This is a genomic window from Paraburkholderia bannensis NBRC 103871 (assembly GCF_000685015.1).
Taxonomy (GTDB): domain Bacteria; phylum Pseudomonadota; class Gammaproteobacteria; order Burkholderiales; family Burkholderiaceae; genus Paraburkholderia; species Paraburkholderia bannensis.
On the sequence record NZ_BAYA01000019.1, the window covers coordinates 1 to 20,743 of the forward strand.

General features: G+C 60.5%; 20 protein-coding genes. 10 read left to right on the plus strand and 10 right to left on the minus strand.

From position 1 onward, the window contains the following. On the plus strand, positions 1 to 645 hold a 645-nt coding region (locus tag BBA01S_RS25995; RefSeq protein ID WP_245641594.1), incomplete at its 5' end, for a DUF1993 domain-containing protein. A 32-nt stretch (positions 646 to 677) separates the two neighbouring features. Here the strand turns inward: BBA01S_RS25995 and BBA01S_RS42840 are convergent. Continuing rightward, positions 678 to 1,598: a LysR substrate-binding domain-containing protein gene (locus BBA01S_RS42840; protein ID WP_042297930.1), complete on the minus strand. Its 921-nt coding sequence runs from the start codon at positions 1,596 to 1,598 to the stop codon at positions 678 to 680. A gap of 281 nt (positions 1,599 to 1,879) precedes the next feature. On the opposite strand from BBA01S_RS42840, the gene BBA01S_RS26005 reads away from it, so the two are divergent. After that, positions 1,880 to 3,181, plus strand: coding sequence for an MFS transporter (locus BBA01S_RS26005; protein ID WP_245641598.1), 1,302 nt, complete (start codon positions 1,880 to 1,882; stop codon positions 3,179 to 3,181). 334 nt (positions 3,182 to 3,515) lie between these two features. On the opposite strand, the gene BBA01S_RS26010 is transcribed toward BBA01S_RS26005, so the two are convergent. From BBA01S_RS26010 to BBA01S_RS42845, 3 genes are all read right to left on the minus strand, one after another. Continuing rightward, positions 3,516 to 4,343 (minus strand): hypothetical protein, encoded by an 828-nt coding sequence (locus BBA01S_RS26010; protein WP_052391897.1) that lies wholly within the window; start codon positions 4,341 to 4,343, stop codon positions 3,516 to 3,518. 283 nt (positions 4,344 to 4,626) lie between these two features. Continuing rightward, on the minus strand, positions 4,627 to 6,000 hold the full coding sequence (locus BBA01S_RS26015; protein WP_027819003.1) for a M48 family metalloprotease: 1,374 nt from the start codon (positions 5,998 to 6,000) through the stop codon (positions 4,627 to 4,629). Between the two features lie 271 nt (positions 6,001 to 6,271). Continuing rightward, on the minus strand, positions 6,272 to 7,198 hold the full coding sequence (locus BBA01S_RS42845) for a LysR substrate-binding domain-containing protein (RefSeq protein WP_156966086.1): 927 nt from the start codon (positions 7,196 to 7,198) through the stop codon (positions 6,272 to 6,274). A 149-nt stretch (positions 7,199 to 7,347) separates the two neighbouring features. On the opposite strand from BBA01S_RS42845, the gene yfcF reads away from it, so the two are divergent. From yfcF to BBA01S_RS26030, 5 genes are all read left to right on the plus strand, one after another. After that, entirely contained in the window at positions 7,348 to 8,001 is a 654-nt protein-coding gene (yfcF, locus tag BBA01S_RS46115; protein ID WP_084162554.1) for a glutathione transferase, read from the plus strand. A gap of 346 nt (positions 8,002 to 8,347) precedes the next feature. Next, entirely contained in the window at positions 8,348 to 8,959 is a 612-nt protein-coding gene (locus BBA01S_RS48665; RefSeq protein ID WP_084162555.1) for a helix-turn-helix domain-containing protein, read from the plus strand. 425 nt (positions 8,960 to 9,384) lie between these two features. Further along, positions 9,385 to 9,738, plus strand: a complete 354-nt coding sequence (locus BBA01S_RS47035; RefSeq protein ID WP_156966087.1) for a hypothetical protein — start codon at positions 9,385 to 9,387, stop codon at positions 9,736 to 9,738. Between the two features lie 141 nt (positions 9,739 to 9,879). After that, complete coding sequence (locus BBA01S_RS42850) at positions 9,880 to 10,446, plus strand: hypothetical protein (protein ID WP_156966088.1); 567 nt, start codon at positions 9,880 to 9,882, stop codon at positions 10,444 to 10,446. A 227-nt stretch (positions 10,447 to 10,673) separates the two neighbouring features. Next, complete coding sequence (locus tag BBA01S_RS26030; protein ID WP_245641595.1) at positions 10,674 to 11,528, plus strand: NHL repeat-containing protein; 855 nt, start codon at positions 10,674 to 10,676, stop codon at positions 11,526 to 11,528. Positions 11,529 to 11,562: 34 nt separating this feature from the next. On the opposite strand, the gene BBA01S_RS26035 is transcribed toward BBA01S_RS26030, so the two are convergent. Together BBA01S_RS26035 and BBA01S_RS26040 are read right to left on the minus strand one after the other, a co-directional pair. After that, positions 11,563 to 13,062, minus strand: a complete 1,500-nt coding sequence (locus tag BBA01S_RS26035; protein WP_027819005.1) for a sensor histidine kinase — start codon at positions 13,060 to 13,062, stop codon at positions 11,563 to 11,565. Then, positions 13,059 to 13,820 carry a response regulator transcription factor gene (locus BBA01S_RS26040; RefSeq protein ID WP_027819006.1) on the minus strand — a complete coding sequence of 254 codons (762 nt, stop codon included), beginning with the start codon at positions 13,818 to 13,820 and terminating at the stop codon, positions 13,059 to 13,061. The genes BBA01S_RS26035 and BBA01S_RS26040 overlap by 4 nt, the downstream gene beginning before the upstream one ends. A gap of 214 nt (positions 13,821 to 14,034) precedes the next feature. On the opposite strand from BBA01S_RS26040, the gene msrB reads away from it, so the two are divergent. Genes msrB through msrA form a run of 3 tightly spaced genes read left to right on the plus strand, consistent with a single transcriptional unit; the run spans position 14,035 to position 17,262 of the window. After that, the gene (msrB, locus tag BBA01S_RS26045) at positions 14,035 to 14,568 is read left to right on the plus strand and encodes a peptide-methionine (R)-S-oxide reductase MsrB (RefSeq protein ID WP_027819007.1); all 534 of its coding nucleotides are present in this window, start codon (positions 14,035 to 14,037) and stop codon (positions 14,566 to 14,568) included. 58 nt (positions 14,569 to 14,626) lie between these two features. After that, on the plus strand, positions 14,627 to 16,486 hold the full coding sequence (locus BBA01S_RS26050; protein ID WP_027819008.1) for a cytochrome c biogenesis protein DipZ: 1,860 nt from the start codon (positions 14,627 to 14,629) through the stop codon (positions 16,484 to 16,486). Between the two features lie 59 nt (positions 16,487 to 16,545). Beyond that, complete coding sequence (gene msrA / locus BBA01S_RS26055; RefSeq protein WP_027819009.1) at positions 16,546 to 17,262, plus strand: peptide-methionine (S)-S-oxide reductase MsrA; 717 nt, start codon at positions 16,546 to 16,548, stop codon at positions 17,260 to 17,262. A gap of 11 nt (positions 17,263 to 17,273) precedes the next feature. Here the strand turns inward: msrA and BBA01S_RS42855 are convergent, their stop codons facing one another. From BBA01S_RS42855 to BBA01S_RS26075, 4 genes are all read right to left on the minus strand, one after another. After that, complete coding sequence (locus BBA01S_RS42855; protein ID WP_042297931.1) at positions 17,274 to 17,789, minus strand: HPP family protein; 516 nt, start codon at positions 17,787 to 17,789, stop codon at positions 17,274 to 17,276. Positions 17,790 to 17,794: 5 nt separating this feature from the next. Continuing rightward, positions 17,795 to 18,997, minus strand: a complete 1,203-nt coding sequence (locus tag BBA01S_RS26065; RefSeq protein ID WP_027819010.1) for an NAD-dependent formate dehydrogenase — start codon at positions 18,995 to 18,997, stop codon at positions 17,795 to 17,797. A 187-nt stretch (positions 18,998 to 19,184) separates the two neighbouring features. Continuing rightward, the gene (locus tag BBA01S_RS26070) at positions 19,185 to 20,132 is read right to left on the minus strand and encodes a LysR family transcriptional regulator (protein WP_027819011.1); all 948 of its coding nucleotides are present in this window, start codon (positions 20,130 to 20,132) and stop codon (positions 19,185 to 19,187) included. Positions 20,133 to 20,334: 202 nt separating this feature from the next. Continuing rightward, positions 20,335 to 20,736, minus strand: coding sequence for a nuclear transport factor 2 family protein (locus BBA01S_RS26075; protein WP_027819012.1), 402 nt, complete (start codon positions 20,734 to 20,736; stop codon positions 20,335 to 20,337). Between the last annotated feature and the right edge of the window lie 7 nt (positions 20,737 to 20,743).

A 20,743-nucleotide genomic window follows, 5' to 3' on the forward strand; every position in this document is an offset into this window, starting at 1 on the left:
AGTCTGTCCAACGCGTTTTCTCACGTGGAATGGGATCGCGTTATTGTAGGGGAACTTAAAGTTGGCGTGGCGGCTCGCGCTGCTTTCGCAGCGGCGTGCTGGCACGTCATTCGATGGAATTTCGTCTTACGGGAGATCGCGATGTATGCACAGGCAATTGCACAATGTGTGCAAGCAGTACGAACCATGGAAACGTATCTCGACAAGGCGGAACACTACGCCCGAGCGAAGAAATTCGATGCCGCCGTTTTATTGTCGACACGTCTCGCGCCCGACATGGGCGCGTTGCTCTATCAGATACAAAGCGCCTGCGATTATTTGAAAGGCGGCGCAGCGTGGCTTTCAGGACAGCAGCCACCGCGACATGAAGATAATGAGCAGACGCTTGAAGATGCGCGTGCACGCATCCGCAAGACGATTGAATTTGCGCAGGGCGTAGCAGCTAACCGGTACGACGACGCCGCCCGCCAGGTCGTCAAGGTCTCCTGGGTGCCGGGTAAGCTGACTGGCGAAAACTATCTGCTGCAAATCGTGATTCCGAATATCTACTTCCACGTGGCAATGGCTTACGCGATCTTGCGCACAAACGGAGTCGACGTCGGGAAAATGGACTTTATTGGCCCGGTCAATGCCTTCGACGCTTGACTGACTTGGTCAACATAGCGGACGGATGTGACCTAAGCCCCCGCGGGTGAACGCCTGCGTTTTCTGGGGACGCCGGCAAGCTCCAGAAACGCGGCTTCGCGCATGGATATTTCGTCAGCACGAAAGACCAGCCACATCGCCGACCTGGCCTGGCTATCGCGCAACGGACGAAACACCACGCCGGTCGCTTCAATGCGCTGGAATGATTCGGGCACCAGCGCTACGCCCAGCCCAGCCGCCACCAATCCGACCATCGTGGCGGCAGATAGCGCCTCCTGAACCACCTCGGGAGCGAAGCCCGCATGCCGGCACATCGACATGACCTGTTCATACGCCCCCGTCCCGCTGTCTGCGGGATACATGACAAACTGCTCAGTGGCCAGCGCTTTAACGGAAAGCGGCGTTGCGCCATCGGTGCATGGGTGGCCGGGCGGGAGCGCAGCGACAAAAGCGTCCTCGAACAACCGTACCGAACCAAACGCCGATGGCAAATCAGGGGCAACGGTGCCGCGCACGAACGCGAAATCGAGGCGTCGTTCAAGCATCGCCGTCAACTGCCCCTGCGTCGTCAGTTCGTGAATGCTCAGGCGTACGCCCGGCCAGTCACGCCGATAAGCGAGTATCAGGCGCGGGATCACATGCGTCAGCGCCGCCGCGCTGGTGAAGCCAATCCGCAGTTCGCCCAGCTCGCCGCGTTCGACACGCGCGGCAATGGTGCTGGCTTTTTCCGCTTGCGCCAACAACGCGCGCGCTTCTGGCAGCAGCGCCGCGCCCGCCGCCGTCAGTTCAACGTGACGATTGCTCCGATCGAACAGGCGCGCGCCGAGTTCGTCCTCCAGCACGCGGATCTGATGGCTGAGAGGCGGCTGCGCGATATTCAGGCGCAAAGCCGCCCGGCCGAAATGCAGGGTTTCGGCCAGAACCACGAAGTATCTGAGTCTGCGGAGATCCATGATATCGATTATGTATCAATCACCGACAAAACGATATTGGACGCGTGATGACCAGGAGCGGAGCATAGCGCTCATGCTGTGCCCCGCGCGGCGTTCCGGACTGGGGCCAACGAGTCGCCAGTCCGGAACGCCCTCAGCGTCATGATTTGAGTGTCGAAATGAATACGAGCAACGTTCTGGAAAATCAGGCGCGCACGACTACGCGTGCGGCCCGGGCTGAGACCATCGCGCAAGACGGAACGGTCTCGGCCGCGCGCCGCCGTTTATGCATGGCGGCGTTGATGACGGCCGCCATTCTCGCCGCGCTGGACACGACCATTGCCAACACGGCGCTACCCGAAATCGCCGTGGATCTGCATTCGACCGGGGCAACGATTATCTGGGTGACCAACGCCTATCAGATTGCGATGATCGCGGCACTCTTGCCATTTGCAGCGCTGGGTGAATCGACGGGTTATCGACGCGTGTTTATCGGCGGGCTGGCGCTTTTCGGCATCGCGTCGGCGATCTGCGGCAGTTCATCGACGCTCGCCCTGCTCGTCGTCGGGCGCGCACTGCAAGGTGTGGGCGCAGCCGCGATCATGAGTGTCATTGCCGCATTCATTCGACACATCCATCCACCGACGATGCTGGGGCGAGGCCTGAGTACGAATGCCCTGGTCGTCGCGATTGGCTTCACGCTTGGCCCGGTCGCCGCTTCGACGATCCTCGCGTTCGCGAGCTGGCATTGGCTGTTTCGCGTCAACGTGCCAGTCGCTGCCGCTGCAATCGTGCTTGCTGCGCTTTATCTTCCCGATGTTGCGGGAGGAAGGCATCGATTCGAGTCAGCGTCCGCGGGATTGTGCACCGCGTTTTTTGGGCTTTTGATGTTCGGAATCTGCATGCTGGAAAATGGCGGCGGCAGTGTCGCTGCGATCGTCTGCATGTTCGCATCGCTGGTTTGTGCCGCAGCACTGATGCGAAAGCAACGCGGACATCCCGCACCCATGCTCGCGGTCGATCTCATGGCGATTCGAACCGTGAGACTGTCGTCGCTGACTTCGATTTGCGCTTTCGCGACGCAATCGCTTGCGCTGGTTTCGCTGCCGTTTCTCCTTCAAGGCGCGTTTGGCATGCCGGTCACCCGAACGGGCTTTGTGATCGCCGCGTGGCCTCTTCTTGTGGCCGTCATGGCGATAGTCATCGCCCCGCTAAGCGATCGATACCCTTCCGGCTTGCTCTGCAGTGTGGGACTTGTTCTGTTGACGCTTGGGATGGCTTTGCTCGCGACGATGGGCACCGACGTGTCGAGCTGGGGCATCGCCGCCCGTCTTGGCATATGCGGGATCGGGTTCGGCATGTTCCAGTCGCCGAACATGCGCGAAATCATGAGTGGCGCGACGGCCGCGCGCAGCGGCGGCGCAAGCGCCATTGTCGCCATCTCGCGCCTGATGGGGCAGACCCTTGGGGCTGGGCTGGTCGCTCAATGCTTTCATTGGTGGCCGGCCTCGGGGCCGCGCATGGCGGTGGCGCTGGGCGGCGCCTGCGCGCTGCTCGGCTGTGTCTTTAGCGCCATGCGGTTGAGGAAAGGCGGCAACGTCTGATGCAGCGAGGTTGGGAACGCCTTATTGAATTGGGCAAGACGGCGGCCATTGTGACGACGAAAAGGGTTGCAGTGGGCTGGCGTCCGTTATGGGACTTTCAGTGGCACTGCCCTGGACGACCGCAACGGGTAGGACTTGAGCGGTCGCCCTACTTCGATGCCGCCTTCGTGCATGCGAAGCACATCAGGCGGTAGTCGGCCATGAAGCGACCTTCGTCCGCGACTTCGGTCGGTCAATCAGCCGTCGGCTCCGCTCCCAGTGAGCGGTCGTTCGAAGCTACCGGCGAACTGGATACTAACTTCCGGAGCCGACTTGCCAGCCAGATGCACAGCGTCTATGAAACTTGGATCGATTCGACTACTTGTACGCCGAGGACGGTTGCTAACACACGCAACCTGTCAGTAAGCCGCCCCTCAATCGCAAGCAGTGAGCGGACGTCGAAATCCAATTGACGTGCAGCTACAACGCCGCGCAGAACAGCTGTGTACTTAACACACTGGTAGAGGCCGCGCGTCAGGTCAGTCTCGTCCGACAGTCGACTCTTCACTTCGACCGCGACCCATTCTTTGCCGGCATCGAAGAACACATCGACTCTGTCGCCTGACGGAAGAGGCTCTTCTGCGCGACCTAGCGTATTGCGAACAGCGACTCCGACGACTTCCGGGCGACTCCGGACGTATTCTTTCAGTAGCTTGTGGGCCTCGCCTTCGCCGCCTCCTTGCATGTTGGAGGCGGCCGCGAGAAGATCGTCAAAATTGGCTTGGACTGGAGAAAGATTCAACTCTTTCAGCACCTGCAGCCACTTGGGATAGGCGTAGATCTGTTGCATTACCTGTTCGGTCATCCTGCGCCGCTGAGCAGGACTCATGTCATTCCACTCTTCCGGGTTTGGCAGGAACCATCCGAACCCTTGTCCGGGGGTCGCGTTTGACTGATTAACGACCAGGCATTGGATTGGGGGTAGTTCTTCATCCCACTTTCGCCCGAGTTCGATCAAAGTTTGTCCGACGCTTCCCAGTGGGAAATTGAGTGTACGAGGATTAGACATCCCGAGTTCGTCCGCAAGTTGTTGATAGAAGATGGACTTGCCGGATAAAGCCTGCCTCACCAAGATGGGCAACGCGCGCTGTGCACGTTGCTGATACTCTTGGTCACCCCACATATTCTTTGCGACTTGCGCTGTCTTTCCCCTGGGCATACGATCCTCTGTTGTTGAGCTTGACCCAAGACGGTATATCGGTATCGTAAAGCGTGACCTTGAGTGCTTGCTCGTGTTTTCGTCGAATTGGGAGGTCGAGTCAGGTCGCGATATGCTGGTCGCATGAGGCAATAACCGGCCATGAGCGGGCATTGGGCGCTTCCTTGTAGCAGTCAATGGAGCGGCAGATGTACTGCGAAACTTGCCAATAGAGCCGCTCACACAAATTGCGGTGCAATAGAAGCGTTCAATACAGGTCTCGCAGTGGAGCTACCAAAGCTGCCTCGTCCAATTTGTTCGCATAGTCCAAGACATCAGCGAAGAAGCCTTCTGCATACCGCAAGAGCTCTGAGGTTGGCGCGTACTCGCCCACGTGAAATACGTCCAAACGAGTGAGCCGCTCGCGAGGGGACGGATGCGAATCCAACTGAGCGCGAAATCGAATAGCGTCTCCGATCCGCCGCTTGAGCAACTGTCCCATTTGGTCGACCGTGTCCATGTAGATAAACAGCAGTCGTACGCCGCTGACCTCACGCTGGTGCTCATGCAACGCTTCTAGTCCCTTCCGATCAGCCTCAACTGCGCTGGTTGGCTCCTGTATCCACTGCAAATTCACACGCAACTGGCTGTACAGCGCGGAGCGTAGACTACCTTGCGCGAACGCATCCGCCGCGAACTCGAATTCATGTCGCAGTGCCACCTTGGCTTCCGTGTCGTCCTTCACCTCGCGCAGTCGTTTGGCATGATCTAATGCCAGGTGGCCTAGCTCGTGGCGGATAATGAAATCGACCTGACTGGCTGTGATTGCATGGGCGTGACTCGCCATGGACTCGTCGAACAATACGTGGATGGGTGACAGACGATTAGTAGCAACGGCCCCGCGTGCCCAGAAGTAAGCGACAACGGGGGCCAAACTTGCCCAAGCGCGCTCTAGCCGACGAGGACCGGCCATTTCCTGGGTATGGAAAAAGTGCAACAGCATTCGGTTCAGGTTTTTAAGGATGGGCTCCAGCGCAAAGTTGAGGCCGACCAGTCCGTGGTCTTCATACTGGAACGAACGCGCGTTGAACGCCGGATCTTTCAGTAGGACGCAGGCGAACCGGTCCAGACGAAGTGCCTCGATCTGTTCATCGGGGATAGTCCCCATCACACGCAGGAATCCCAAGCGCCCCCAGTACGGCAGAGGCGCGTCATGCTGTGCAAGGGCTTGAGCGACTGATGGGCTGACTTCCGTAAGCACCATCTCCAGTGCAATATCGTAGGCCGCTGCGCGGCGAAGATCGTCTTCAGACTGCGGCTCTTCCCAAAACAGGCCGATCAACGAACGTAGTGCCAGATAGGCCATCTCGTCAGTGCGGATCGGCTGAGCCGCCTGCAACCTGCGAATCGCCTCTTGCTGCTGCTGTGTGATCGGTGGAAAGGTGGCGTAATCAGCAACTTGAAGGTGCTCCATGTCCAACGACACCTTGGGCGTGGAACCTTCGCCCTCCATCGACTCGGCGATCTGCTGTGTGCGCCGAAAAATTTCGGCAAATTGCTCTTGGCGCAGAACCGGCAGGCACAATGCGTTATCCGTCACAAAGTACTGCGTGTACAGGTTGCTCCAATGTCCGCTCAACATGCCTCCTTTATCGGGTCTACGCTGCTCCTGACTAGCGTCTCTAGCGCGAGTCGCTTCAAAGTTTGATTGAGCAACTGCCAACCCCAAGTCTTGAACGAGAAATGATGTAGCTTAACCGGTTGAGGGAATGGCCGTTGGACTTTGGATGCGGCCGTTTTTTTCGACGCACCGCGAATGACGGCAAGGGGTCGCAGACGGTCGAAGAGATTGGTCAGACAAACGCGCGGAGAAACAAAAGTGCCTTAGGCCGATGGAAAACAGAGTCCGGGCATCACGTCCGGCGGCTGCGCTGTAACTGTTGCACGCCTCCTCCAATGCTGTCTCTCAAGCGTTGAATCAAATCAAGTACCTCTGGCCGTCGTTCCTGTTTCGCCGTGACCATGTAATTGGCGAGGGGGCTGGCGACCGCACGCCGGTCCAACAGAACGAGCTTGCTCTGTTTGAGCCAGGCTGTCGCCAGGGGCAGGCGGGCCAATGCGATTCCCAACCCTGATTCGGCTGCGGACAGTACCAGCGTGTAATCTTCGAATCGGCGATCGTGCGCGCGTCCCTTGAGTGAGATACCACTATCCTCAAACCAGGCGCGCCATCCCGTCAGGTCCGAGTCGTGCAAAAGTGGGTAAGCCAGTATCCGCTCGGGGGCATCCCCTTTCAGTTTTGCAGCGATATTCGGGTGAGCCACCGGGCAGAGTGTTTCCGGTAGGAGCAATTCAGCGAGAAGCCCTGGCCAATGTCCGCGACCATAACGGATCGCTACATCCGCCTCGCCACCGGCAATGTCGGCATTACGCGCCCTGACATCAAGTTGGATCTTGAGCGGAGATGGGCCCGCTTCGAGGCTGGCGAGTCGTTCAAAAAGCGCGAGCTGAGCGAATGACGAGCCGACACTCAATCGCACCAGTCTTGCGCCTGTGCGCGTACGCCATTGGTCGGCAGCGACGTCGATGATATCGAAGGCATGCTCTACCTGTCCTACGAAGCGCTGTCCATCCATGGTAAGCATGACCCCGCGCCCGTGTCGCTCGAAAATCGGGACGCCGAGCCAGTTTTCGACAGCAGCAATCCGACGACTAATGGCGCCATGTGTGATGCCACTAGCGGCCGCAGCCGCACTGAAAGATCCCGCGTGAGCTACCAGACAGACAGTTTCCAGATTGGCAAGCGGTGGCCGCGCTTTTGGGATGTGTTTCAAATTCACACCTCGCTGTTGAACTGTGAGCTAGCTTATCAGAGTGCCTGGCCTCCACAATATGGCTTACCAGCCCTTGCTTTGGTCTTATTTCTCGCCCTGCGATAGCAGTCAGACGCGACGTCAATGTCCCAGTACCGAACAATCGGTTTCAATACATGAGTGACCAGGAGTCTAATTTGCCAGCATCGAATCTTCGCCTCTATGCCGACGCCCAATTCACAAGTCCATACGCAATGTCGGTTTTCGTCGCTCTTCACGAAAAGGGCTTGCCATTTGAGCTTGTAACCATCGATCTGGACAACAACGGGAATCGTGAAGTTGATTTCGCTGCACGTTCACTAACTCAGCGCGTGCCTACGCTGGTTCACAACGATTTCTCCCTGTCGGAGTCATCGGCAATAACCGAGTACATCGAGGAAGTGTTTTCAGGTTCGCTGTTGTATCCAAAGGATGCGATCGGACGTGCCCGGGCACGTCAAATTCAGGCGTGGCTAAGAAGCGACCTTATGCCTATTCGTCAAGAACGCTCCACCAACGTGGTGTTCTACGGCGCTCACACGGCATCCTTATCGGAAGCAGCCAGTATGGCTGCAGGAAAACTGTTTTCTGCTGCTTCGGCGCTGCTTGATGACCATTCGCCAAACCTGTTTGGCGAATGGTGTATCGCGGACGTTGATCTTGCCCTTATGCTAAACCGGCTTGTTCTGAACGGTGACCCTGTACCAGAAAGGCTAGTCGAATATGCGACGCATCAGTGGCAAAGACCGTCTGTTCAGCGCTGGATCGCGCTAAAACGTCCCCCGCTATGAATTCGCCAATGTCCGGGCCATGGACAATTGTTTCTGGACATGGGCGAGCGCTCACTAAGTGTCCACCCTTTGGGCGCACGAGCTGCTCCCATGCGTCATATCGAGCCATCGGCTGACCGTAACTAGATGGCGCTCAAATGGAAAGCGCTTGATCGGCCGTTGGCCAGCCAAATCACATCGATTCAGCGAAATCCGAAACATCGACGTCGCCATAACGCTTCTGATAGAAGCGAGAAAATCTGTTTAATGTTGACCAAGAAACGAATCCATCGAACGCGATCGAGTCGACAGAGAACCGGGCAACCAGGCGTGGCCTATCCATGTCGGATGAATCCTCTTCCCAATCATGCCCAAGAACAGACCCACAGCACCTGACAACGTTCGCCTCGGGTGCAAGATTCGAACCCTCCGCAAGCGTCTAAACAAGACTATTCAAGACGTGGCAACTGCTTCAGGACTCTCGAAGGGGTACATATCCCAAGTCGAACGTGGACAAGCCTCGCCATCTCTGTCATCGCTTACCGACATAGCGACTGCGTGCGGCGTTACGATAGATTATTTCTTTAACCAGTCGGTCAATGCTCTTTCAATTTCGTATGCTGTATCGCGAACATTTCTCGGCAATCCAGAATCCGCAAGCTGCTTCTCGCATTTAACGGGAACTGATGGAAATTGTCAGATTGAAGCAGTTTTGATCCGGACACCGTCAGGAGAGCGATGTGTCGAGCGGTCAGCGACATCGGCTGAACAACTGATTTACGTTCTGGAAGGAGAAATTACACTCACCCTGGATAGTGAGAAGCTTCTTCTGGGTGCAGATGATTTCATCCAATATAAGACAAAAACACCACACATCTTGCAGAACACTGCTCAAACCGAGGCAACACTGTTGTGGATTGGAACGTCAAACAATGAAGACCCGAAACTGCACAGGTGTGCGCAAGTCCATCTCCGTTAATCCGTGAATGGATGCGGACCTGCTCACATTCATCACCGGCAGACGGGCCGCAGCCTTAGCCTTGAAGGCCCCCCAGCACGATTCTGAGCTGCGGCCACCACAAACTCAATTGACTGCGCAGATCTCATCCGTGTCGTGCCGCTGAATCTGATCAGCCTGCAGCAATCGATTTCAGGCGGATGAGCTTAATGTCGGCATACTCCGCTATGCCTATAGCCCACCCCTGAATTCCTCGACGGTATGCCACTGTGCGCGCAATGGAGACTCGGCAGAAAATCGGAGAATCTGAGTCGGCCCACGGGGATATCTTTCAGTTTCGCATGCCCCCCCTCGCCTTTGTCGGTAGTCGGCCAGAGACGGACGCTCGACATTCGAGGCAAGAATGCTGACAATCCTGCAATTGTTGACCTCGTTGGGTATGTCAAATGCAGCAGTTGCAAATATTGCCGCCCGATCTCGCGCGGCGCTCTATTTCGCGCAAGGAGATCGTCCTTCCGCTCGAAGCGGCTCTTGCTGTAGTTGATTGGTGTGTGATTAACCAGATTCCCATCCTAGGCTGGGAAGGATGGATGCAGTCTGCGGATGGGCGGGTCGGTCACGGCAATGCACCGCAAGGAACAGCGAGCTTAGAGGGACTTTCGTTACAGGATGCCGCCGACATCTGCCGTCGGACAATCGGTGCTGCCGCGTTGGAGTGGACAGAAACGTATCCAGAAACGACGGACCGACTACATTTCTGTATCACCGTAGACGCGACGGGCACCAACACAGGGCCGTAGGCAATTGGCGGCCATGAGCCGGCGTTCGACGCGTACCCACGAATCATTGACAATCTGGATCACTTAGCTCAGGAGTTTGCACCACGGTGCCGATAACATCTGAGAGGGCAGGTGCCTGATCTTGGATATATCGGTTAAGTCATGAAGCGAGTTCTTCTCCCCACGATTCTGTTTTTGTTTGCCTCAATAGCGCACGCTGGACTGGACGTCACTGCATACAGTGGATTGACGAATGTCGAATCGCCTGTTTTGTCATCCGACAGCATGCCCCAAGGAAAGAATCAAGTCATCCTGTCTCCAGTGGATTTCCCGGAGCGTTTTCATGGGCTTGAGAGTGGAAAGGTATACCAGTTCAAATCGTCTTTCGACTTCAGAGCTGGCTCCTACCTCGGCTACAACATATGGCGAAATGAGCTGGCAAAGCTTGCCGGATATCAGCCAAGCCCGTCCATTCGGAACAATGTGGTCGAAATGAGATACGACGAGACAGTATGGAAACTCGACCACGGCCCATTTTGGGAGCTGATCGATTTCTCTGACGCAGAAGGCGTTATCGGACCAGAAGTGTGCAGAAAGGTCTACCAAGATTTCGTTCAGTACCGGAGTCAAGCAGCACAAGTACCTGATGCTTACTTTTACGATTCTTATGGTGACTGGATGAAGGCCTTTAAGATGTGCGCGGACAACGGTGCACTCGTCTTTCATTAGAAACATTATCTCGACGAGGCGGAACCGTGGTGGGAAGATTCTGAATGTCCGCTCTGAAGAAACTCAAGAGGCCGCTCATGGTCGTGAGTTGCCGATAAAATCCCCCTCAGTAGCCGCTACCCATGCCACCCGCCAGCCTGTCCATGACTACATATGCACCGCGTTCACACCTCCTCCGCGCCCTCATCGCTGGTGCGCTGGCGATCGGCATGGCGGGATGCCAGAACGTGCCCCCTCCCGCAGCGAATCGCATCTCAATCGATGCACAGCCGAACGGTGTTGCGATCAGGGCAAGCGACGATGCGCTCTTCGTCACCGACGATAGACGTAACGTCATCCTGGGGTCACACGATCACGCGACGTTCGCGCGGTATGCGGACGTGCGCGAGGTTGCTGGCCAGCCCAACAGTCTCGGCGCGATTGCCGTTACGCCGTCCGGAGCGTTGCTGGTCGCCCGATTCGGTTTTGGCGAAGCGGGCGCGCTATTCATTTCAACATCGTCAGGCGATGCGCAACCGCTCGCCGGTCTCGCGCCCGAGCGCCGCAGACTGGGCCTGGCGTCGATCGGCGCGGGACGCGTACTATCAAGCTGGTTCGTGAAAGCAAAGGGCGTCCCTTCGAAGGCAGGCATCAGCCTCGTGAGCTACGACCCGGCAACGCATACCGCAAGCGAACGAGATCTGGTCGCGGGACTCGCCAAACCCGTTGGCGTTGCCGTTCGCGGCGATGCCCTGTTCGTCGCCGATCAGGACGGCAACGTGGTTCTGCGATTCGGCCTGGCGGCCCTGCTTGCCGCGCCGGCACCCGTTCCAGGCGACCAGGGCACAGTCTTCGCACGGGTCGAGCATCCGGATCTCCTCGCGATCGACAAGACCGGTGCGCTCTATACGAAATGCGGCGCAACCGGACTGTGCCGCATCGCCCCGGACGGAACCGTTACGTCCGTCGCCAACGACTTCCAGAATGCGCGCGGCATCGCAATCGACGAGGCGAGGCATGCGCTCTATGTTGTCGATCGCGCAAGCGCGTCGTCTGCCATCGGCAGCACAATCCGCATCCTGCCGCTCGCTGCTGCCTACTGACGATCGATGACGCAAACCGGCTACCGCGAGCGCTCTACGTCTTGAGCGGCGCTCGCGACGTCGCGGCGTCGAGCTTGAAACTGAACGTCGCGCCGCGTCGATCGCGCTCGGCGAGCTCGATGACGCTGCCATGCAACTGGAGCATCCGTTGCACGATCAACAATCCCAGGCCTCCCTGGCGACGCACGTCGCCTGAGCTGAAAGCACGCCGGAACAGGTTCGCGCGAAGCTCGGGTGCGATGCCTGGCCCAGTGTCGCTGACCACGACGCCCACCTTGTCGTCCTCCCCGGCGAGTTCGACGCTGACTTCGCCGCCTGCGGGCGTATGGCGAATCGCGTTGTCGAGCAGGTTGGTCAGCACGCGTTCGATCATGCCGAGGTCTGCGCACACGGCCGGCAGGCGTGGCGCAATATCGGCATGCAAGCGAATCTGGCGGGCCTGCGCCGCAAGCTCGAACTTCTGGAACACGTCCTGCACGACATCTGCGAGAGGAAACGTCTCAAGCGTGAGCTGGACGTTTTCCTGCTCCAGGCGCGCCAGTTCGAACAGCGACTGCGCCAGCCGCCCGACCTTCGCGCTCTGGGCAAGCGCAATCGCCAGATAGCGACGGCGCTCGGCGCCTTCCAGCGTGTCGTCCTTCAAGGACAGCGTTTCCAGGTAACCGTGCAGCGACGTCAGCGGCGTGCGCAGATCGTGCGAGATATTCGCGAAGAGTTCGCGCCGCTCCTGATCCTGGCGCTTGAGTTCGTGCCACTGCAGCCCGATGCGCTCGACCAACTGGGCAAACGTGTGTTCGAGAATGGCGATCTCGTCGCGCGTTCCCGCGTGCGCCGCCGGGGGGCCGGGCACAAGCGGCACGGGCGCCGCACCTGAGCGGATCGACGCGTCGAAGCGGCTCACGCTCTCGGTCAGTCGCCGCAAAGGGCGCGTGATGAGGCCAAACGCGATCAACCCGGCAATCAGTCCGAGCGACGCGACCACCGCCATCAAGCCGAGCGTGGTGCGCAGCACCGTGCTTTGCCCAAGCCGCGTTGCCAGCGCATCGCGCGCCTCGCCGATCAGCACGACGTAGATGTAACCTGCCGGTCGCCCGTCTGCCCCTGGCACGACGGCCGCGCTGAAGACCTTGCTGGCGTCCACGCTGCGCGGATCGTCGCCGAGAATCGGCAGCGGGTCGTTGGCCAGGAAGCGCTGCACCGGTTGCAGGTCGACGCGCGCACGCCGTATATGCCCCGGCGGTGCGTCGTCGCCCGTGATGCGGCCATTGCTGTCGAGCAGGTACACCTCGACACTCGGATTGACCGCCATCAGTTGTCCGAACAATGTGCGCAATGCGCCCGCCTTGGGCCCGTCCGCGCCCATGAGCGCCGAGTTGTGGGCAATGTGGGATGCAAGATCGTGCGATAGCGCCTGGATGACCTCCTGGTCGTGCAGATCCGAGGCCCGTATCTGCAGCCACGCCGATGCTCCGCAGCACGCGAGCAGCAAGACCGAGAACACGATGGAGATCCGCTGCGTCAATGACAGTCTCACGACGCCCCTCCTTGCCCGCTGTCGCGGGGCGCCGCGCCGCCGGGTGCCGATGTTGCGAGCGGGTCGAATTTGTAGCCGCGTCCCCAGACGGTCAGGATGCGCACCGGTTGCGCGGGGTCGACTTCGATCTTGGTGCGCAGGCGGTTGATGTGCGTGTTGACCGTGTGCTCGTAGCCTTCGTGCTGGTAGCCCCAGACGGCGTTCAAAAGCTCCATGCGCGAGAACACCTTGCCTGGATGGCGCGCGAAGTGATACAGCAGGTCGAATTCACGCGGAGTCAGTTCGATGCGGCGGCCATCGACCTGCGCTTCGCGCGTGACGGGATCGATCGAGAAGCCGCCGAGCATCAGCGTGCCGCCTTCGAGCCGCAAGTCCTTCGCCATCGCCTCGACGCGCCGCAGCAGCGCCTTCACGCGCGCGACGAGTTCGAGCACCGAAAAGGGTTTCGCGAGGTAATCGTCGGCGCCGAGTTCGAGTCCCAGGATGCGGTGAACCTCGCTTGAACGCGCGCTCGTAATGATGATCGGCGTGTAGCGCGTCATCGCCCGCGCGCGACGGCAGATCTCCAGACCATCGACGCCGGGCAACATCAGGTCGAGGATCAAGGCGTCCCAGCCGCCCTGCTCCAGCAGCCGCAGCCCTTCGGTGCCGTCGGCGCTGTGGACAACCTCGTAGTGCTCGTCGCGCAGGTGCAGCATGAGCACGTTGGCGATATCCGCGTCGTCCTCGACGATGAGTACGCGTTTGGTCTGATCCATAGGTTCTTCAGGTATCGGCGCGGTGCGCCCCGGTAAAAGATCCGGATTGAAATGCCCATTGTGCAGAAAATGCCGGGCCGGAGTTATCACAATTAATTTTACTTTTCGTGAGGACTTCGATATCGGCGGCTGCCTATGCTTCGTGTAAAGGTTGCGCGCTGTTCTGAGGCCCGGCTGGCTCCCGTGCAGCGCCGCACCGTACACGGAGAACACGATGAACACTCGTAGACGGCTTCTGCTATCCGGCGGCAGTGCGCTCGCCGTCATGGCCGCGCTCGGCCAATGGCGCGCGAAGGCGGCCCAGCCCGCCAGCGGCGCGATGGCCATGGGCGCGGCATCCACGCCTGCTGGGCATTTCGCGGTCGTGCACACCGACGCCGAATGGCGCAAGCTCCTCACGCCCGCCCAGTACGAAGTGCTGCGCAATGCGGGGACGGAGCGCGCCTTCACCAGTGCGCTCAACAACGAACACCGCGACGGCACCTTTGCCTGCGCGGGCTGCGCGGCCAGGCTCTTTGCGTCGACCACGAAATTCGACAGTGGCACGGGATGGCCGAGCTTCTATGCGCCGCTGCCGCATGCCGTGATCGAGCGCGAGGATCTCTCGTACGGCATGGTTCGCACCGAAGTGCTGTGCAGCCGCTGCGGCGGCCACCTTGGCCACGTTTTCGACGACGGGCCGAAGCCGACCGGCCTGCGCTACTGCATGAACGGCGTCGCCATGACCTTCACGCCACGCGCAGCCTGAGCGCCCCGATCGAACCGATCGAACCCGCAGAACCGGTAGAACTCCTTCCGACTCCACCATGTTACTCATCGTCCTGGCCTATCTCGGCGGCGTGCTCACGATCCTGAGCCCCTGCATCCTGCCCGTGCTGCCCTTCGTGTTCGCGCGCGCCGACCAGCCCTTCGTGCGCTCCGGCCTGCCGCTGCTCGGCGGGATGGCCGCCACCTTCGCGGCGGTCGCGACACTCGCCGCAGTCGGCGGCGGCTGGGTCGCACAGGCCAATCAGTATGGCCGCTGGTTCGCGATTGTCCTGCTCGCCGTCTTCGGCCTCACGCTCCTGCTTCCCCGCCTGGCCGAGCGCATCATGCAACCGCTCGTGAACGTCGGCAACCGGCTGTCCGAGACCACACAGCATGATCGCGCGCCGGGCATCGGCGCTTCATTTCTCCTGGGCATTGCGACGGGGCTGCTGTGGGCGCCGTGCGCGGGCCCGATTCTCGGCCTGATCCTGACCGGCGCGGCGCTGCAAGGCGCAAGCATCGGCACGACCTTGCTGCTGGTGGCCTATGCGGCGGGCGCGGCGACTTCGCTGGCCGTCGCGCTGCTGCTGGGCGGACGGGTCTTCGCGGCCATGAAACGCTCGCTGGGCGCGGGCGAATGGATCCGTCGCGCCATTGGCGTGGCGATGCTCGCCGGTGTCGCCGCCGTTGCGCTCGGGCTGGACACGGGCATCCTCACGCGCATTTCGACGGTCGCGACAGGCGGCCTGGAGCAGCATCTCGTCGATACCTTCGCTGCGCCGAAGCAGACCACGATGGCGATGACCGGTTCCGCCAGGCCGCCGGCCTTGTCGAATGCGCCCAGCGAAGGCGCGGATACCGCAAACACGATGTCGGCCAGCGGCGGCGCGATGATGCGCGCTTCCAACAGCATGCGGGCTGCACCGTCGGCGCCGTCCGCACTACCCGTGCTCGGCCAGTTGCCGCCGCTCCAGGGCGCCGTGCAATGGCTGAATTCGCCGCCGCTTGACGCCCAGGCGCTGCGCGGCAAGGTCGTGATCGTCGACTTCTGGACTTACTCGTGCATCAACTGCCTGCGCTCGCTCCCCTACGTCAAGGCGTGGGCCAGCAAGTATCGCGACAAGGGACTCGTCGTGATCGGCGTGCATGCGCCCGAATTTGCCTTCGAACGCAACGCCGACAACGTGCGCAAGGCCGTTCACGACCTCGGCGTCGACTATCCGGTGGCGATCGACAACGACTACGCGATCTGGCGCGCCTTCAACAACCAGTACTGGCCTGCGCACTATTTTGCCGATGCCAAAGGACAGATTCGCTATGAGCATTTCGGCGAAGGGGAATATGACCAGTCCGAGCGCGTCATCCAGCAACTGCTCGTGGAAGCGGGCCACCCGGATGCGGCGAATGTTCCGCTCGGCCTCGATGGCGCGACGCAGCACGGCGTCCAGATGCAGGCCGACGGCGCAGACATGCGTTCGCCCGAAACCTATATCGGCTTCGAGCGCGCCGAGGGCTTCGCGTCGCCAGGCGGCGTCGCACAGGATCGCGTTCACGACTATCGCGCGCCCTCCGATCCTGGCCTCAACCATTGGGGGCTGGCTGGCGCATGGAGCGTCGGCGCCGAGCACGCCACGCTGGCAAAGCCCGGCGGCGAAATCGTCTACCGCTTCCATGCACGCGACCTGCACCTGGTCTTAGGCCCCGGGAGGGACGGCAAGCCCGTGCGGTTTCGCGTGACGGTGGACGGCAATGCACCGCAGGACGCACACGGCAGCGACGTAGCGCCGGACGGCACCGGTGTGGTCACGGCACAGCGTCTCTATCAACTCGTGCGACAGCCCGGCGACGTGGCGGAACACACCTTCGCGATCCAGTTTCTCGATCCGGGCGTGCAAGCCTTTGCCTTTACTTTCGGTTAACTCTCACTGGCGCCGGGCGGCCTTCGCCCGGCAAGGACGGCATCGTGAATCCGCTATTAATGAAATCCAGCAAGATCGCGCGTTTCGGCGCCCTGGCTATCGTGGTAGCCGCAGTGGCGCTCTGGCAACGCAGCGCCCATTCCGACGAACGCGCGGTCGCGGTTCCAGCACCGCTTCAGGATGAGCCTGCGGGCGGTGTCCATTCGGAAACCGCTGTCCTGTCGGGCGGCTGCTTCTGGGGCGTCCAGGGCGTGTTCGAACATCTGCGCGGAGTCACGCAGGTCGCGTCCGGCTACACGGGTGGCGCGGCCGATACCGCCCAATACGAGCGCGTGAGCGACGGCGATACCGGCCATGCAGAATCGGTGCGGATTACCTTCGACCCGACCGTGATCAGCTACGGCAAGATTCTCCAGGTGTTCTTTTCCGTTGCGCACAACCCGACCGAACTCGACTATCAGGGCCCCGACCACGGCACCCAGTACCGCTCGGCGATTTTCCCGATGAATGCCCAGCAGCGCACGGTGGCGCAAGCCTATATCGCGCAGCTACAGGGCGGGCACGTTTTTTCGAGTCCGATCGTGACGCGTGTCGAGACCTTCAAGGGCTTCTATCCCGCCGAGGCTTACCACCAGAACTTTCTCGCCCTGCATCCCGACTACCCGTATATCGCGATCAACGACATGCCGAAGGTCGAGGCGCTGAAGAGCCTGTACCCCTCGCTCTATCGGCCCCGACCTGTCCTGTATCAGGCGATGGCGGGTACGACGCCATAGATGCTCCAGGTTCACCGGGACGCGCGATGCGGCCACGCACCGCGCCTCACGACAGACCAGTAAATCCAGCCGATCACCACCAGCGCAACCGCTCCGGCCATCGTTGGGAGTACCAGGAAAGACCAACCCGGCTGCGCGGCGAAAATGATGACCGGATTGCTGCCCGCAGGCGGATGCACCGTGCGCGTCAGCATCATCAGCATCAGGGCGGCCGATGCGGCGATTGCCATGGCCAGATAGCCCGGCCCGAACAGATGCAGGCAGAGCAAACCCGTCAGCGAAGTCAGAACATGCCCTCCGATGATGTTGCGCGGCTGCGAAAACGGGCTCGACGGAAAGCCGAACAGCAGCACGCAGGTGGCCCCGAACGAACCGAGAATCCACGGTGCCGAGGTCTCTTGTGCCAGCATGCCCACGAGCGCCAACGCAGCGAATGCGCCCAGGCCGGCGAGCAGGATGCCGCCGGCCTGGGCACGCCACGTCGAGCCCCCGTTAGCGCCGGCGGAAGCGGCGGACGAGGTCGTCATGGGCGTCAGGCCACCTTGAAGCGGGCCGCTTCTTCCGAACCCTTCGTCGCATTGCCCGCACTGTACGAGTGCGCGCCGACACCGGCGAGCTTGCCGCCCTGCACGATCAGGTACTCATCGCGGATCGGACGCCCTTCGAAATAGCACTCCAGGATTTCGCGCGTTCCGGCGGCGTAGCGGGCCTGTGCGGAGAGGCTCGTGCCGGAGATGTGCGGCGTCATCCCCTGGTGCGGCATGCTGCGCCACGGATGATCCGCCGGTGCAGGCTGCGGGAACCAGACGTCGCCGCCGTAGCCCGCCAGCTGGCCGCTCTTGAGCGCCTCGACAATCGCATCGCGATCGCACAGCTTGCCGCGCGCGGTGTTGATCAGGTACGCGCCGCGCTTGAAGTTCTTCAAGGTCGACGCATTGATCATGTGCTCGGTTTCGGGATGCAGCGGGCAATTCAGCGTGACGACGTCGCACACCTTCGTGAGGCTTTCGAGGCTTGAGTGATACGTCAGGTTGAGTTCCTTTTCCACTGATTCCGGCAGGCGGTGGCGATCGAGGTAATGCAGCTTCATGTCGAAGGGCTTGAGCAGGCGCAGCACGCGCAAACCGATGCGTCCGGCAGCGACCGTGCCCACGTGCATGCCTTCGACGTCATAGGATCGCTCGACGCAGTCCGCGATGTTCCAGCCGCCCTTATTCGCTATGTTGTGCGAAGGAATATAGTTACGCACAAGCGCGAGGGTGGTCATCACGACATGCTCGGCGACGCTATTGCTGTTGCAGTACGTCACTTCGGCCACGGTGATGCCGCGATCCATCGCCGCCTGCAGATCGGTGTGATCCGAGCCGATCCCGGCCGTGACGATCATCTTGAGCTTCGGCGCCTTCGCGATGCGTTCGGCGGTCATATAGGCCGGCCAGAACGGCTGCGAGATCACGATTTCGGCGTCGTGCAGCTCACGGTCGAGCACGCTGTCGGCGCCGTCCTTGCTCGACGTCACAACCAGCTGGTGATCGTTCGATTCCAGATATTTGCGCAGGCCCAGTTCGCCCGAGACGCAGCCCAGCAGATGGCCCGGCGTGAAGTCGATGGCCCTGGGCGTCGGCGTGGTCTGGCCGTCGGGATAGCGCGTGATGTCGGGAAGCGTGTCACGGGCGTACTGCTTCGGCATACCGTTGACCGGATCGTCATAGAGCACACACACAATTTTTGCCACGATATCTTCTCCACTCTGTTGGGCGAGGAACCGGCGGCCATCTGGCATCACCGGCTGTCCGGTCGCGCTGCATGCGACCGATCGACGAACAGAGTGTCGACGAAAAGCGCAAAACCAATCCAATCGTTTCGACGTATCACCTGATAAGCGCGACTTATGAACGGCCTATGAACGATTCATGATCGACTCATGAAACGGCAGTCGGCACTTCGGCGCGCTCGCGGGGCGCATCGAGAAACGCATCGAAACTGGCCTGCATATCGAGGTTTTTCGCAGCCTTCCACACCGCTGCCACCAGCGGAGGACGGGACGCAACCTCGCGGGCGATGAGGCCGATCTCGCGCGTGAGTTCCGGTTCGAGCGGCGTCACTGCATCGCGCCGGGTCGTGTCCATCACGCTCAGCACGCTATGCGGCAAGACCGTGTGCAGCCCCACATGCTGCACGTTCGACATCAGCGTGAGCAAGGAATCGGCCTCCAGCACCACTTTTGGCTGGACACCCGCGCGACGGAACGCGGCGTTGATCACCTGGCGGTTCTGCATTGAGGAGTCCAGAAGACCGAAAGGCAGGTCGCCCAGCGCATCCCACCTTCCTGCACCGGAGCACGCGCTCTTGCCCGCCGTCGACGGAGAAACCAGCACGTAGCGTTCGCGATAGAGCGACAGCACTTCAAAACCGGCTTGCGTGCGATCGTCGAGATAGGTGAAACCGATATCGAGTTCGTAATCGTCGAGCTGTCTCAGGATCGCGTCCGAACTCAGCGAGCGAACCGCGAAACTCAGCATGGGATGCGCCGTGCGGCATGTGGCGATCAGCATGCTCACGACTGGCATAGTGGTGGGAATCACGCCGATCCTGACCGTGCCCGAAAGCAGATTCGAAGCCGACACGTCCTGCTTCATGTGATCGAGCGCCGCAATGGTCTGGCGTGCCCAGCCCAGCACCCGCTCGCCTTCCTCGGTGAGGCCAAGAAAGCGCCGCCCGCGCCTGACGATCACGAGGCCCAGTTCGTTCTCAAGACTGCGTATCGCCGACGAAAGCGCCGGCTGCGTGACGTTGCAAAGCTCCGCGGCGCGCGCGAAATGCTGCTCTTTTGCCAACGTCACGAGGTAGTTGAGCTGACGGATGAACATGGCTTGTCTCCAGATCGGAGGGCGGCACGCTGCACCTGAAGCAATGCTGGCGCACGTGCCGTCGTCCCGCCCACGACATCCATCGGGAGTCGACGCGTCTTGCCAATCGAACCCACGACCCGCTCGCGAGGCTCCGCCCTCGTTATGTTTGTTGATATATTACGCCATCTGCACGGATCATTGCTGCGAACTCATCGCGAACTCATCTCGCGCCCATCGCGAACGCGTCCGCCGCGGCGACCGTATCCAGCGACTCGCGCAACAGCGCGATCTTGCCGTCGCGCGCCACGAGCCGTCCGGCGTACATCTGCCGATAGATTTTCCCCGTCGACGGCACGAGCGCTTCGACTTCATATTCGCCAAACACCTGCTCCGGCGTCTCGATCAGATAGCGCACGTTTTTGAAGGCGAAATCCGGCACTTTCGCCAGCAGCGAGGCGATAAAACCTTCGATTGCCTGTGGCCCCTGCGCACGACCATCGATGCCGAGCGTCTTCAGGTACGGCAGTTCCAGCACGCCATCTTCGGCGAATAAGGCGGCAGCCGCGCGCGGGTCGCGAATCGATTGGATATAGGCGGCAAGCAGTTGTTTAGCGTTGTTCATGATGGGC

What these genes read in the sequence shown, in the direction of transcription:
- BBA01S_RS42840 (WP_042297930.1), bottom strand. Translation starts at nt 1,598, where the DNA reads ATGGATCTCCGCAGACTCAGATACTTCGTGGTTCTGGCCGAAACCCTG.
- BBA01S_RS26005 (WP_245641598.1), top strand. Translation starts at nt 1,880, where the DNA reads ATGACGGCCGCCATTCTCGCCGCGCTGGACACGACCATTGCCAACACG.
- BBA01S_RS26010 (WP_052391897.1), bottom strand. Translation starts at nt 4,343, where the DNA reads ATGTGGGGTGACCAAGAGTATCAGCAACGTGCACAGCGCGCGTTGCCC.
- BBA01S_RS26015 (WP_027819003.1), bottom strand. Translation starts at nt 6,000, where the DNA reads ATGTTGAGCGGACATTGGAGCAACCTGTACACGCAGTACTTTGTGACG.
- yfcF (WP_084162554.1), top strand. Translation starts at nt 7,348, where the DNA reads ATGAGTGACCAGGAGTCTAATTTGCCAGCATCGAATCTTCGCCTCTAT.
- BBA01S_RS48665 (WP_084162555.1), top strand. Translation starts at nt 8,348, where the DNA reads ATGCCCAAGAACAGACCCACAGCACCTGACAACGTTCGCCTCGGGTGC.
- BBA01S_RS47035 (WP_156966087.1), top strand. Translation starts at nt 9,385, where the DNA reads ATGCAGCAGTTGCAAATATTGCCGCCCGATCTCGCGCGGCGCTCTATT.
- BBA01S_RS42850 (WP_156966088.1), top strand. Translation starts at nt 9,880, where the DNA reads ATGAAGCGAGTTCTTCTCCCCACGATTCTGTTTTTGTTTGCCTCAATA.
- BBA01S_RS26040 (WP_027819006.1), bottom strand. Translation starts at nt 13,820, where the DNA reads ATGGATCAGACCAAACGCGTACTCATCGTCGAGGACGACGCGGATATC.
- msrB (WP_027819007.1), top strand. Translation starts at nt 14,035, where the DNA reads ATGAACACTCGTAGACGGCTTCTGCTATCCGGCGGCAGTGCGCTCGCC.
- BBA01S_RS26050 (WP_027819008.1), top strand. Translation starts at nt 14,627, where the DNA reads ATGTTACTCATCGTCCTGGCCTATCTCGGCGGCGTGCTCACGATCCTG.
- msrA (WP_027819009.1), top strand. Translation starts at nt 16,546, where the DNA reads ATGAAATCCAGCAAGATCGCGCGTTTCGGCGCCCTGGCTATCGTGGTA.
- BBA01S_RS42855 (WP_042297931.1), bottom strand. Translation starts at nt 17,789, where the DNA reads ATGACGACCTCGTCCGCCGCTTCCGCCGGCGCTAACGGGGGCTCGACG.
- BBA01S_RS26070 (WP_027819011.1), bottom strand. Translation starts at nt 20,132, where the DNA reads ATGTTCATCCGTCAGCTCAACTACCTCGTGACGTTGGCAAAAGAGCAG.
- BBA01S_RS26075 (WP_027819012.1), bottom strand. Translation starts at nt 20,736, where the DNA reads ATGAACAACGCTAAACAACTGCTTGCCGCCTATATCCAATCGATTCGC.